Annotated in this window: 12 protein-coding genes; 9 read left to right on the plus strand and 3 right to left on the minus strand. The window is 53.0% G+C overall.

What is annotated here, in order from left to right; all coding sequences use genetic code 11:
- Positions 1-5: 5 nt before the first annotated feature.
- The 3 genes from RHJ02_RS11280 to RHJ02_RS11290 form a co-directional block, all read right to left on the minus strand.
- Positions 6-1,286 carry a glutamyl-tRNA reductase gene (locus RHJ02_RS11280; protein ID WP_149819508.1) on the minus strand — a complete coding sequence of 427 codons (1,281 nt, stop codon included), beginning with the start codon at positions 1,284-1,286 and terminating at the stop codon, positions 6-8.
- A gap of 103 nt (positions 1,287-1,389) precedes the next feature.
- On the minus strand, positions 1,390-2,319 hold the full coding sequence (locus RHJ02_RS11285) for an Rpn family recombination-promoting nuclease/putative transposase (protein WP_310744564.1): 930 nt from the start codon (positions 2,317-2,319) through the stop codon (positions 1,390-1,392).
- Positions 2,320-2,355: 36 nt separating this feature from the next.
- Positions 2,356-3,657, minus strand: coding sequence for a valine--pyruvate transaminase (locus tag RHJ02_RS11290; RefSeq protein WP_206200242.1), 1,302 nt, complete (start codon positions 3,655-3,657; stop codon positions 2,356-2,358).
- Between the two features lie 145 nt (positions 3,658-3,802).
- On the opposite strand from RHJ02_RS11290, the gene RHJ02_RS11295 reads away from it, so the two are divergent.
- The 9 genes from RHJ02_RS11295 (at position 3,803) to tuf (ending at position 13,047) form a co-directional block, all read left to right on the plus strand.
- Complete coding sequence (locus RHJ02_RS11295; RefSeq protein ID WP_206200243.1) at positions 3,803-5,089, plus strand: efflux RND transporter periplasmic adaptor subunit; 1,287 nt, start codon at positions 3,803-3,805, stop codon at positions 5,087-5,089.
- A gap of 9 nt (positions 5,090-5,098) precedes the next feature.
- Complete coding sequence (locus RHJ02_RS11300) at positions 5,099-5,518, plus strand: VOC family protein (RefSeq protein WP_206201696.1); 420 nt, start codon at positions 5,099-5,101, stop codon at positions 5,516-5,518.
- Positions 5,519-5,573: 55 nt separating this feature from the next.
- Complete coding sequence (locus RHJ02_RS11305; protein ID WP_310800235.1) at positions 5,574-7,064, plus strand: leucyl aminopeptidase; 1,491 nt, start codon at positions 5,574-5,576, stop codon at positions 7,062-7,064.
- 56 nt (positions 7,065-7,120) lie between these two features.
- Entirely contained in the window at positions 7,121-7,888 is a 768-nt protein-coding gene (locus tag RHJ02_RS11310; RefSeq protein WP_310800236.1) for a methyltransferase domain-containing protein, read from the plus strand.
- 24 nt (positions 7,889-7,912) lie between these two features.
- Positions 7,913-8,647, plus strand: a complete 735-nt coding sequence (locus tag RHJ02_RS11315) for a 16S rRNA (uracil(1498)-N(3))-methyltransferase (RefSeq protein WP_206200246.1) — start codon at positions 7,913-7,915, stop codon at positions 8,645-8,647.
- A 56-nt stretch (positions 8,648-8,703) separates the two neighbouring features.
- Positions 8,704-9,108 (plus strand): 30S ribosomal protein S12, encoded by a 405-nt coding sequence (gene rpsL / locus RHJ02_RS11320; protein ID WP_149819523.1) that lies wholly within the window; start codon positions 8,704-8,706, stop codon positions 9,106-9,108.
- Between the two features lie 71 nt (positions 9,109-9,179).
- Entirely contained in the window at positions 9,180-9,650 is a 471-nt protein-coding gene (rpsG, locus tag RHJ02_RS11325) for a 30S ribosomal protein S7 (protein WP_149819525.1), read from the plus strand.
- Between the two features lie 74 nt (positions 9,651-9,724).
- A complete protein-coding gene (gene fusA / locus RHJ02_RS11330; protein ID WP_310453602.1) occupies positions 9,725-11,800 on the plus strand; it encodes an elongation factor G in 2,076 nt (691 codons plus the stop codon).
- Positions 11,801-11,817: 17 nt separating this feature from the next.
- Positions 11,818-13,047 (plus strand): elongation factor Tu, encoded by a 1,230-nt coding sequence (gene tuf / locus RHJ02_RS11335; protein WP_149819529.1) that lies wholly within the window; start codon positions 11,818-11,820, stop codon positions 13,045-13,047.
- Positions 13,048-13,074: the final 27 nt, after the last annotated feature.

The following is a 13,074-nucleotide window of genomic DNA, read 5'->3' on the forward strand; positions in this document are numbered from 1 at the left end:
AGGCCCTAGGCTTCAATGGGTTCGAGATTAAACAAGTCTTGGAGGGTCTGCATAGCGCGTTGACGACTTTCTAAATCCCGCTGTGATTGCAGTTGCACTGTTGGATCATGGAGAATCTTGTTAATAATCGTGCGCGTCATTGCTTCAATGACCCCTTGGTGCTTATCACCAAACTCACTGCCTAAGCGGGAGAGGGCTTTTTCCAGCTCTTGGGTACGGATCGCTTCCATTTTTTGGCGCAGACTGCGGATGGTGGGAATCGTTTCTAGGGCGTGCCACCAAGCCAAAAAGGTCTCTAATTCTTCCTCAAGGATACCCTCGGCCTCTTGAGCCAATTGGCGTCGCGCCTCTTGGTTTTGGGCGACGACTGCTTCGAGATCATCCACATTAAACAGTTGTACGGAGGCCAATTCCGTCACGTTGGCATGGACATTGCGGGGCACGGAAATATCAATGATTGATAGGGGGCGATCGCCCGTGAGCACTGACCCTAAATTCTCGCGATCCAAGAGGGGTTGTGTCGCTGCTGTACCCGTAAAGACCAAATCCATTGCTGCCACAATCGGCAGTAGATCTGTCATCGTAAAGAGTTCAAAGCGTACTTCGGGAAACTGCTGCGCCAGTTCCTGTGCCCGTTCCAAGGAGCGGTTGATAATGCTCATTTCTTTCACCCCTCGGGCAATCAGGTGTTGCACCACCAAGCGGGACATTTTGCCCGCACCGACAATGGCAATGCGGCAGTTCTGGAGATTTTGCAACCGCAGGTCGGCGAGTTCCACCGCCGCTGAGCTAATGGAGACCGCCCCCGTCCCAATGCTGGTTTCTGTGCGTACCCGTTTACCGGCCGCGATCGCCCCCGTAAAGAGGCGATTGAGAATAGACCCAATGGACTTGTACTGCTGCCCTAACTGATGACAGCGCTTCACTTGGGAGAGAATTTGCCCCTCGCCAATCACCAAGCTATCCAGACCCGAAGCCACCCGCATGAGGTGCATCACCGCATCCTGATGCAGCAGGATAAAGAGGTAGGGACGCAGTTGGGGCAGGGGAATATGACTCCACTCACTGAGAAACTGATGCACTTCCCGCACGCCTACCTCAGTGTCACTAGTAACAATGTAAATTTCTAAGCGGTTACAGGTGCTAAGGATGGTCGCTTCCTGAATATGGGCGTAGCCGCATAGATGTTGCAGTGCCCGCTCCCGCACATCCTCTGGCACACTCAATTTTTCGCGCACATCCACAGGGGCGGTTTTGTGACTCAAGCCAATGACAGCAATATTCATAGGAATCGGTTGACGTTCGGCTGCAACTCCATCAATTGTTGTATCAGGATTCTTGAGCCTCCTTCACGCTTGTTTGCAAGTCTTTACTAAAGGAGGATTCTCCCTAACCGAGATTCCTGAGCCAGTCCCTCAGGTCTTCCAGGGTCGCAAAGTCAAGGAGTGCCTCTGCCAAAGTCTCAATCTGGGTGGATGGGAGTTGGCGAATTGCTGCTTCAAGGTCAGCCGGTAAATCCCCAAACCGTCGCCTGAGGAAGCGCAAAACAACCAGTGCTTCTCCCTGCTGTAATCCCTGTTGCAATCCCTGTTGCAGTCCCTGTTGCAGTCCTTGCTGTAATCCTTGCTCCAATCCCTGCCGTAAGCCCCGTTGTAACCCTTCCTCTTGTGCCTCGGCATAGACCTCTTGGTAAAACCGTGTCCGCTTCAGCTCCTCCGTCGTAAACCCCAGCATGCGCAGCACCTCCTCCCGACTCAGCTTGGTGAACTTGTACAGCACAATGGTAGTGATTAACTCTATTATGGCTTCCAAGTTTGGCGCTCTTTCGGTCTGGCTGCGCTGGGCAAGTAATCGAGCGACTCTGGGCATCTCTGCCTCTGGTACCACCATCAACTGCATCAGGGCAAGGCTCAAGGGCAATTCCGCTGGTGACCCCAGTTCATTCAAATACACCCGCCGCAGGCGATCGCTCTTGACCAACACGTCATAGGGTTCAAAGGAAACTTGTTCGGCTTGGCGATGGGGATAAATGACCACCGCTTGCCAATCAGAGAAAGTTTGGCGGTACAGGCGCAGATAGAGAAAAATCTCAGCAAAGAGACGTTCGTAGAGGGTGTTATCGCGCTGAAACTGAACTTCACAGAAATAGACGGTTCCTGAGGGGTCAGGAGGCAGAAAGACGCCATCAATGCGAAAGGCCGTTTGCTTCAGCTCCACAGAGTCAAAGCGGTAGCCCTGCGGGGGATTGATTCCCAAAAGGTCAAACAGTGTCTGGGGCAGCTGGGCAAACAGTTGGTAAAAGAGGGAGTCACGGCGCATTGAGAAATGAGGAAGTACTCACCCATGAAGGAGGGCTTAAGCGAGGACATCAGAATAGGAGCGGCTAGGGAACTCTTGATACACCTGTGTAATGGTGGCGGCTAGTCGTTGCATGCCAAGGGCAATTTCCTCATCACTGGCAGTGAGACTAATACGCAGGCACTCCTGTTTGTGGCGCCACGGCTCGGTCAAGCCGGGGAAAAAGGAGCTGCCGGGAACCACAATCACCCCTGCTCGCTTCAGGTGTTGATATAATTCCCAATCTGTCATGGGTAAATCCCGTAGCCATAGCCACGCGAAAATCGCCCCCTCACCGCGATGCAAAAACCAAGGAAGGTCGTTGGGCAAAGCAGTTCGTAGGGTTTCTTCGAGAACTGTCAACTTGCGCTGATAAAAGGGACGAATGACATTGACGGATACTTCGGCTAGGGCACCATTGGCAATGGCTAAGGCCGCGATCGCCTGACCGTAGCGCGAGGCATGAATACAGGCATTGGTTTGAAAGGCTTCGAGAACACTCAAAATCTCGCGATCGCCAATGGCAATCCCCACCCGCTCCCCCGGCAGTCCTGCTTTTGAGAGGCTGAGGCAGTGGACAATATTGCCGCCAAAAACGGGTGCTAGTTCCGTAAAGTTCAAGCTGGGATAGGGGGGGCCATAGGCAGCATCAATCAACACTGGAACGCCATAGGGGACAGCGAGATCAGCAATTTGCCGCACCTCGACATCCGTGAGCACATTTCCCGTCGGATTGCAGGGACGAGAGAAGATGACGCATCCAGTCGTCTCATCAATGTGGAGTTGTTGAAAGTCGGGACGATACTTAAAGGTGTGATCCGCTTCAAAAATCTCAAGGCGCGGACGATAGGCAACAACGGTATCAGGGGTAAAGCTGACGCCACCATAACCCGTATATTCTGGACTCAAGGGGAGAACGACTTTCTTTAATTCACCGTTGGCGCTAAAGCCCCCAAAAGCATTGGCAGCAAAGAAGTAGATGGCCTGACTGCCGGGGGTGACAAGGACATTGCGCTCCGTCAGGTTCAAACCATAGCGGCGATTAAAATCATCGACAACGGCAGCAATTAGCGGTTCATACCCTTGGCTTGTGCCGTAGCGGCAGACCACTTGGCCAAATTCTGGGCTGGCCATTAGCTCGTGGGTACAGTCGCGCCATAGTTGCTCCACCTCAGGGACAATGAGGGGATTACCTGCACTCAGGTTAATCAGGTCTTGACCGCGATTCAGGCGCAACGTCTCAATAATATCCTTCATGATTGCCCGAACTCCCGTCAGTTGGGACATTTGCTGGCCAATCTGGGAGAGTGCAGGATTCATAGGCAAAGGACATAGACAGTATTGGTTAGGATAGCATCTGCGCTTCTATTGAGGGACAGATGGAACCAATAGATACGGTCAATGCTGCTATTCGGTGGGTCACTGTAACATAACGTTAGAATAGGCCAAGAACTGTAAGGCATTCATGGCAGCGTTTATCCCCTTTGTTGGTAAACCTTCTTCCCCTTGGCGATCGCTCGTGATTGGGGTGATTGCTGCTGGTTTGATTGGCAGTGGTGGCCTACTGCTGTGGCGATCGCGCCAAACGCCCCTTGATCTCGATCGCTACACCGTACCCGTTCAAGACAGTCGCGATTTAGTCGCTCGCATTGCTGCCACGGGCAAAGTGGTGCCTGTGCAAACCGTCAATATCAGTCCAAAACGGGCAGGTCTTCTCGCCGAACTCTACGTCGAGCAGGGCGATCGGGTCAAGGCGGGTCAAATCATTGCCCGTATGGATAACCGCGATGAACAGGCGCAACTGGCTCAAGCCCAAGCCAACCTCGCCGATGCCATTGCCCGTCGCGATCGCGTGGTTGCCGGTAACCGTGCCGAGGAAATTGCCCAAGCCGAAGCCCAAGTGCGAGCAGCCGCCACCCGTGCTCAATTGGCAGAAGAACGCCTGAAACGCAATGAATTGCTCGCGGCTGAGGGTGCGATTCCCCGCGATACCCTTGATGAACTAAAGGCAAACCGGGATAGCGCGATCGCCAACCTGAATGAAGCTCAAAAGCGCCTGCAACTGTTACAGCGGGGTTCCCGCACTGAAGAGATCCGTCAAGCGGAAGCGGCCGTGGCTGCTGCCCAAGCCCAAGTCCAAGCCGCGCGTGCTGCCCTCGAAGATACAGTGATTCGCGCTCCTTTTACGGGGATTATTACCCAGAAGTACGCCAATCCGGGAGCCTTTGTGACACCCACCACCACCGCCTCTGCCACGACCTCTGCCACTTCCACCTCAATTGTGGCCATTGCCCAAGGCCTAGAAATTCTTGCCGAAGTCCCAGAAGTGGATATTGGCCAAGTGCTTGTGGGGCAACCCGTTGAAATCCGTGCCGATGCCTATCCGGGGGAAACCTTTGAAGGACGAGTACGCTTAGTGGCACCCGAAGCCGTGGTGGAGCAAAATGTCACCTTCTTTCAAGTGCGGGTCTCCCTTGTTACTGGGTTGCAGAAGCTGCGTTCTGGGATGAATGTGGACTTAGATTTTCTGGGACAAAAAATTAACAATGCCCTGCTGGTGCCGACGGTGGCCATTGCCGTTGAGCGCGGTCAAACGGGTGTTTATGTTGTGGGTGAAGACAATCAGCCAAAATTCCGCCCCGTCACCATTGGCAGTAGCTGGCAAGATCAAACACAAATTATCAGCGGCCTGAGGGCGGGTGAGCGGGTCTTTATTGATTTTCCGGAACGGCTGCGGCCAAAACAGGAGTAGTCTATGGGCTTGCACCACGTTTCCATCCGCACCGCCAATATTCAGCGGGCGATCGCCTTCTATGAATGCCTAGGCTTCACGATGGATGTCCGCTTTACCACGGGCTATACCCTTGCCTGTTGGCTCAAGGGCTGGCACACCCGCCTTGAACTTCTGCAAGTCCCTGAACCCCACCCTGCTGCTGACCCTTTTCACGATGAGCACTATGTTGGCTACTACCATCTTTCCTTTGATCTCAGTGACCATCCTGACCCCCTTGAAACATGGCTCAATCAGGTGGCGCAAACGTTGAAGGCACAGAATTTACCCTTTGAGCTACTGCTGAAGCCCACTCAGCAAGTGATTGGGTCGCACCTCTATCACGTCGCCTTTATGCGTGACTGCGATGGCTTGCCCCTTGAATTTTTGCAGTGTCTGGGTTCCTGCTGAGGCCTAAACGCCGATAAAATAAGGGGGTTGAGAGATTTTTGGGTCGTAGATAGGCATGCAACTGCAAACAATTACTACAGTCATTCCCGACTGGTCGGGGGACTTACTGGCGATCGCCGTCTTTCAAACGGAAGGCACCCTCACCCTCACCGACCCCTACACGACCCTTGATCAACGCCTCAACGGCCTATTGCAGGAACTGATCAACGAAGGGGAATTTCAAGGCAAGTTCGGTACCTCCCTTCTGATGCGCCTATTGCCCAACTTCCCCATTAAAAAGCTTCTCCTTGTGGGCTTGGGGAATCGCGATGACTTTAACCTAGAGACCCTGCGCCGCACTGCTGCGACCATTGCCCGTACGGCTCGCCGTGAACGTGCAAAAACATTAGGCATGGCACTGCCCCATGAGACTTTAGAGGCGGCGGATGCTGCCCAAGCCATTGCCGAAGGAGTTCTCCTTGCCCTCCACAGTGATGTGCGTTTTAAGTCGGATCCCGAAGCTCGTAAACTCCTGCCCTATCCAGAATCCGTCAGCCTGTTGGGTGGGGAGCAAGCAGCGGCCTTGACCCGTGCCCAGCAGATTTGTGATGGGGTGATTTTGGCGCGCGAACTCGTGAATGCCCCGGCCAACGAAGTGACGCCTGTCACCCTTGCGGAAACGGCTCAGCAATTGGCGGCTACCTACGGCCTCACGGCAAAAATTTTGGAGCGCGATGAGTGTGCCGCCTTGGGTATGGGTGCCTTTTTGGGAGTGGCCCAGGCATCTGATCTACCGCCGAAATTTATTCACCTCACCTACACTCCCGCCGGAAATGTCCAGAAGAAAATTGCCCTCATTGGCAAGGGGTTAACCTTTGATTCCGGTGGCCTCAACCTCAAGACCCAAGGGGGCATTGAAACCATGAAAATGGACATGGGGGGAGCCGCAGCCGTTTTGGGAACCGCCAAGGTCATCGGTCAACTCAAACCCGCTGGCATTGAAGTTCACTTTATTATTGCTGCCACTGAAAACATGATTAGTGGCCGTGCCCTGCATCCGGGGGATATTCTCACCGCCTCCAACGGTAAGACCATCGAGGTCAACAACACCGATGCTGAAGGCCGCCTCACCCTTGCCGATGCCTTGGTCTATGCCGAAAAACTAGGCGTAGATGCCATTGTTGATTTGGCAACGCTGACCGGTGCCTGTATTGTTGCCTTAGGGGATAATATTGCCGGTCTTTGGAGCAACAATTCAGAATTGGCGCAAGCTCTGCAAAAGGCCAGCGATCGCTCCGGTGAAAAATTCTGGCAAATGCCCCTTGAAAATAAATACTTTGAGGGCATGAAGTCCCAAGTGGCCGATATGAAAAACACCGGTCCGCGATCGGCCGGATCAATTACCGCCGCCCTATTCCTTCAGCAATTTGTTGATCACACCCCTTGGGCACACCTTGACATTGCCGGTCCTGTTTGGGCTGAAAAAGAGGATGGCTACAATAATCCCTGTGGGACGGGCTACCCTGTGCGCACATTGGTGGAGTGGCTATGCAGTCTCAGTCCCTAAAACTAGTTAATGTTGGTTGTGGTCAAACTTTCCATCCAGAGTGGCTTAACTTTGATGTGGCACCAGCGGTGGCGGGCGTAAAACGCTGGGATATTCGCCGAGGTTTACCTTTTAAGGAAGGAGAAGTCGATGCTGTTTACTCTTCCCACGTTCTCGAGCACCTGAGTTGCCAAGAAGCAGAAAACTTTCTACGCGATGCCTATAGAGTATTGAAGCCGAATGGTGTTCTGCGGATAGTAGTTCCCGACTTAGAGCAAACCACTCGTGCCTACTTAGCTGAACTCGATGCGTTACGAGATGGCAGGCAAACAGAACCTGCCAACTATGAATGGCTTAAATTAGAGCTTTTAGATCAACTCGTTCGCCATCACAGGGGTGGCGCAATGGCGGCCTATCTCCTAAATCCAAATATTCCCAATCCTGACTTTGTCCGATCTCGCATTGGCCAAGAAGCTGAAAATTTCTTCAAGGTAGTTCAACAACCGCAAACAGCTAAGAGCTTTCTCAAAAAAATACTGAGACCACTGCGTCATCCCCGTGAGTTACTCGCGAAAATTTTAGTTTGGCCAATTCTTGGAAAACGAGGAGTGGATGCCCTTAGTGTGGGGCTGTTTCGCTTAAGTGGTGAAGTGCATCTGTGGATGTACGATGGCTACTCTCTCAAACTCTTGATTGAAGCTTGTGGTTTTCACGACTGTCGTGTAGTCTCTGCTTTTGAGAGTTGCATTCCAGACTTTTCCCGTTACAACTTAGATGTGGTTGATGGCCAAGTGCGCAAACCCGACTCTCTGTTTATGGAAGCTACTAAGCCTGTCAGTGCTTAAAGAGTTTGACGAGACTCTCATTACATGCGATCGCCCCAGCGGTTAGTCGTCTCACCCTCACAAATCCAAGACCGACAGGTGTGGCTCACTCCTGAGCAAGTCCACTATCTCCGCCATGTCCTGCGCTTAAAAGATAACGATGTCATCTCGATTTTGGATGGCCAAGGACAGCGATGGCGGGGCACGCTTGGTGTGAATGGGCAGACTGTCGAATTATTGGAAGCTGAAAAGCAAGAGACGGAGCTCAGTGTAGAAATTATTCTCTGTCTAGCTCTACTGAAGGTGGCAAACTTTGAGCAAGTGCTGCAACAGGCAACGGAATTGGGGGTCAAGCGTATTATTCCGATTCAAACAGCGCGATCGCTCCTGCAACCCAGTGCCAATAAATACCAGCGTTGGCAGCGCATTCTCCAAGAGGCCGCCGAGCAAAGTGAGCGTCTTTATGTCCCCACCCTCAGTGATCCCCTCTCCGTTGCCGAAATGGTCAGCCTCACCCCCAAGGGCTACATTGCCAGTTTGAATGCCTCACAGCTCCTGTGGGACTGCTTGCCCCAAATGAATCTATCTCAGCCAATTTATCTGGCGATCGGACCCGAGGGGGGATGGACAGCCTCAGAAGTGGAGCAAGTTTTGGCCGCTGGTTGGCAAGCATTTTCCTTGGGGCGGCGTACCCTGAGAGCCGTCACCGCCGCGATCGCCAGCCTGACCTTAGTGAGCCATTACACTGAGAGGCACTGCGCAACGGCACAACAGCATTGACAACGCCACGGCTACCTCGATACACTAGAAGTTCGGTGAAATTAACGTAAGCAGCAATGCCCACCATCCAGCAACTGATCCGCCAAGAGCGGGAACTGTTGAAAAAGAAAACAAAATCTCCTGCCCTCAAAAGCTGCCCCCAACGGCGTGGGGTATGCACACGGGTTTATACCACAACCCCCAAAAAGCCCAATTCTGCCCTGCGCAAAGTGGCACGGGTACGTCTCACCTCTGGCTTTGAGGTCACCGCCTATATTCCGGGAATTGGCCACAACTTGCAGGAGCACTCTGTGGTCATGATTCGCGGCGGTCGGGTTAAAGATTTGCCCGGTGTGCGCTACCACATTATCCGTGGCACGTTGGATACCGCTGGCGTCAAAGACCGTAAACAAGGTCGCTCCAAGTATGGTGCCAAGCGTCCCAAACCCGGTGAGGCTGCTGCTACCGGCAAGAAGAAGTAATTTCCGTTCTCCTATCTCCTTGAGTCCACCCTTGAAATCTTAAACTTCACTAGAGCAAACAGCAAACACCTATGTCTCGTCGCACTCGCGCTCAAAAACGGCCTACTGCCCCTGATCCCGTCTATAACAACGTGCTGGTGAATATGTTAATCCAGCGGATTATGCTCAATGGCAAAAAATCCCTTGCCAGCCGCATTGTCTATGACGCGATGAAAACCGTACAGGAGCGCACCGGCGAGGATGCTCTGCAAATTTTTGAACGTGCAGTAAAAAATGCAACGCCCCTAGTGGAAGTGAAAGCCCGCCGTGTGGGGGGTGCCACCTACCAAGTGCCGATGGAAGTTCGTCCCGATCGCGGCGTCGCCTTGGCTTTGCGCTGGTTAGTGCAATTTTCCCGCAAACGAGCCGGTCGTTCGATGTCCGCCAAGCTGGCCAATGAATTGATGGATGCCGCCAACGAAACCGGCAGCACCATTCGTAAACGGGAAGAAACCCACAAAATGGCAGAAGCCAACAAGGCCTTTGCCCACTATCGCTACTAAACCGTCACACGGTTCAAGAGTTGGATACAATTATTTAAGAATTCTAACGTAATGCAACAAACAAGGAGGTAGCTGTGGCACGGACGACCCCGCTAGAGCGAGTGCGAAACATCGGGATTGCCGCTCACATTGATGCGGGTAAAACAACCACAACTGAACGTATTCTTTTCTATTCCGGTGTGGTGCACAAAATTGGCGAAGTGCACGAGGGTACCACGGTTACCGACTGGATGGAACAGGAGCGGGAGCGGGGCATCACCATTACAGCCGCCGCCATCAGCACCTCTTGGAAAGACCACCAGATCAATATTATTGACACTCCCGGCCACGTGGACTTCACGATTGAGGTGGAGCGCTCCATGCGGGTTCTCGATGGGGTGATTGCGGTATTCTGCTCCGTCGGTGGTGTGCAACCCCAGTCAGAAACCGTGTGGCGGCAAGCCGATCGCTACAGCGTCCCGCGCATCGTCTTTGTCAACAAGATGGATCGCACTGGGGCAAACTTCTACAAAGTCTATGACCAGATTCGCGATCGCCTGCGGGCAAATGCTGTGCCGATTCAGTTGCCCATTGGTGCTGAAGATCAGTTCAAAGGCATCGTTGATCTGGTGCGGATGCGCGCCAAAATCTACAAAGACGACCTTGGCAAGGAAATCGAAGACACTGAAATTCCTGCCGAGATGACTGAACTGGCGGAAGCGTATCGCACCAAGCTCATCGAGGCAGTTGCCGAAACCGATGATGCCCTCATGGAAAAATACTTTGAGGGGGAAGAACTCACAGAAGAGGAAATCCGCGCCGCCCTACGCAAAGGGGCGATCGCTGGCACCATTGTGCCGATGCTCTGTGGCTCCGCCTTCAAAAATAAAGGCGTGCAATTGCTCCTTGATGCCGTGGTGGACTATCTGCCAGCGCCCATTGACATTCCAGCGATTAAAGGTCATCTGCCCGATGGCACAGAGGTAGAGCGGGCTGCCGACGATGATCAACCCCTAGCGGCATTAGCCTTCAAAATCATGTCGGATCCCTATGGCCGCCTCACCTTCGTGCGCGTTTATTCTGGTGTTCTCAAAAAAGGCAGCTATGTCCTCAATGCCACTAAGGGCAAGAAAGAGCGCATTTCTCGTTTGATTGTGCTCAAAGCCGATGAGCGGATTGAAGTAGATGAACTGCGAGCCGGCGATTTAGGAGCTGCCTTGGGTCTGAAGGAAACCTTCACGGGGGATACCCTCTGCGATGAAAGCTCGCCCGTGATTCTTGAATCGCTGTACATTCCAGAGCCAGTGATTTCCGTGGCTGTGGAACCCAAAACCAAGCAGGACATGGAAAAACTCTCCAAAGCCCTGCAAGCCCTCTCTGAGGAAGACCCCACCTTCCGCGTCAGCGTTGATCCTGAAACCAACCAAACCGTAATTGCGGGGATGGGGGAACTGCACCTCGAGATCCTTGTGGATCGGATGCAGCGGGAGTTCAAAGTGGAAGCCAATATTGGCCAACCCCAAGTGGCCTACCGCGAAACGATTCGCAAACCCGTCCGTGCCGAAGGCAAGTTTATCCGTCAAAGTGGCGGTAAAGGCCAGTATGGTCACGTTGTGATTGAAGTAGAGCCTGCCGAACCCGGTACTGGGTTTGAATTTGTCTCCAAAATTGTTGGTGGTGTCGTTCCCAAAGAGTACATTCCACCCGCTGAGCAGGGGATGAAGGAAGCCTGTGAATCGGGGATTTTGGCAGGGTACCCAGTGATTGACCTCAAGGTCACATTAGTGGATGGCTCCTACCACGAGGTTGACTCCTCAGAGATGGCCTTCAAAATTGCTGGCTCCATGGCCATTAAAGAGGCAGTAATGAAAGCCAATCCGGTGCTGCTGGAGCCAATGATGAAGGTCGAGGTCGAGGTTCCAGAAGAATTCCTTGGGACAGTGATGGGAGACCTCATTTCCCGTCGCGGTCAAATTGAGGGACAAACCGTGGAAAATGGCATTGCCAAAGTGACGGCAAAAGTCCCTCTCGAACGGATGTTTGGTTATGCCACTGACATTCGCTCGAATACCCAAGGTCGGGGAATTTTCTCGATGGAATTTAGCCATTACGAGGAAGTCCCCCGTAATGTGGCTGAGGCGATCATTGCCAAAAATAAAGGGAACGCATAGTCTATACGAGGAACAACATGGCACGCGCTAAATTTGAACGAACCAAACCCCACGTTAACATCGGTACGATTGGTCACGTTGACCACGGTAAAACCACACTGACCGCAGCCATCACCATGACATTGGCTGCCCAAGGGAAAGCCCAGGCTCGCAAATACGATGAAATTGATGCTGCCCCTGAGGAAAAAGCCCGTGGGATTACCATCAACACGGCTCACGTGGAGTATGAGACTGAAAAACGTCACTATGCCCACGTGGATTGCCCCGGCCACGCTGACTATGTGAAAAACATGATCACGGGTGCCGCCCAAATGGACGGTGCTATTCTCGTGGTGGCCGCTACTGATGGTGCGATGCCCCAAACCAAAGAGCACATTCTCTTGGCTCGTCAGGTGGGGGTGCCCAGCATTGTTGTCTTCCTGAACAAAGTGGACATGGTGGACGACGAAGAACTGCTGGAGCTGGTGGAACTGGAACTGCGGGAACTCCTCAGCGAATATGAATTCCCCGGTGACGAAGTGCCCATCATCCGTGGTTCGGGTCTAAAAGCCCTTGAAGCCATGACCGCCAACCCGAAAACCCAACGTGGTGAAAATGAGTGGGTCGATAAAATCTACGAGCTAATGGATGCCGTGGATAACTACATTCCTACCCCTGAGCGGGATGTGGATAAGCCCTTCTTGATGGCTGTAGAAGACGTGTTCTCCATCACCGGTCGGGGTACCGTGGCCACGGGTCGGATTGAGCGGGGTCGCATTAAGCTCAACGAAACCGTTGAACTCGTGGGTCTGCGGGAAACTCGCACAACGACGGTCACCGGTATTGAAATGTTCAAGAAGAGCCTCGAAGAGGGGATTGCCGGTGACAACGCTGGTTTGCTCCTGCGCGGTCTGAAAAAAGAGGATGTGGAACGGGGAATGGTGATTGCCAAACCCGGCTCCATTACGCCCCACACCCAATTTGAGGGTGAAGTGTACGTGCTCACTGAAAAAGAGGGTGGCCGTAAAACCCCCTTCTTTGCTGGTTACCGTCCGCAGTTCTATGTGCGTACCACCGATGTGACCGGTACGATTACCTCCTTCACCGCTGATGATGGTAGCGCCGCTGAAATGGTGATGCCTGGTGACCGCATCAAAATGACCGTGGAACTGATCCAGCCCATTGCTATTGAGCAGGGGATGCGCTTTGCCATCCGTGAAGGTGGCCGGACGATTGGTGCGGGTGTTGTCTCCAAAATCCTGAAGTAGTTGATCTTATGGCCGCTAGCCTTTCTG

It is taken from the genome of Thermosynechococcus sp. TG215, from assembly GCF_031583455.1.
In the GTDB taxonomy this organism is placed as follows: domain Bacteria; phylum Cyanobacteriota; class Cyanobacteriia; order Thermosynechococcales; family Thermosynechococcaceae; genus Thermosynechococcus.

What these genes read in the sequence shown, in the direction of transcription:
- RHJ02_RS11280 (WP_149819508.1), bottom strand. Translation starts at nt 1,286, where the DNA reads ATGAATATTGCTGTCATTGGCTTGAGTCACAAAACCGCCCCTGTGGAT.
- RHJ02_RS11285 (WP_310744564.1), bottom strand. Translation starts at nt 2,319, where the DNA reads ATGCGCCGTGACTCCCTCTTTTACCAACTGTTTGCCCAGCTGCCCCAG.
- RHJ02_RS11290 (WP_206200242.1), bottom strand. Translation starts at nt 3,657, where the DNA reads ATGAATCCTGCACTCTCCCAGATTGGCCAGCAAATGTCCCAACTGACG.
- RHJ02_RS11295 (WP_206200243.1), top strand. Translation starts at nt 3,803, where the DNA reads ATGGCAGCGTTTATCCCCTTTGTTGGTAAACCTTCTTCCCCTTGGCGA.
- RHJ02_RS11305 (WP_310800235.1), top strand. Translation starts at nt 5,574, where the DNA reads ATGCAACTGCAAACAATTACTACAGTCATTCCCGACTGGTCGGGGGAC.
- RHJ02_RS11315 (WP_206200246.1), top strand. Translation starts at nt 7,913, where the DNA reads ATGCGATCGCCCCAGCGGTTAGTCGTCTCACCCTCACAAATCCAAGAC.
- rpsL (WP_149819523.1), top strand. Translation starts at nt 8,704, where the DNA reads ATGCCCACCATCCAGCAACTGATCCGCCAAGAGCGGGAACTGTTGAAA.
- rpsG (WP_149819525.1), top strand. Translation starts at nt 9,180, where the DNA reads ATGTCTCGTCGCACTCGCGCTCAAAAACGGCCTACTGCCCCTGATCCC.
- tuf (WP_149819529.1), top strand. Translation starts at nt 11,818, where the DNA reads ATGGCACGCGCTAAATTTGAACGAACCAAACCCCACGTTAACATCGGT.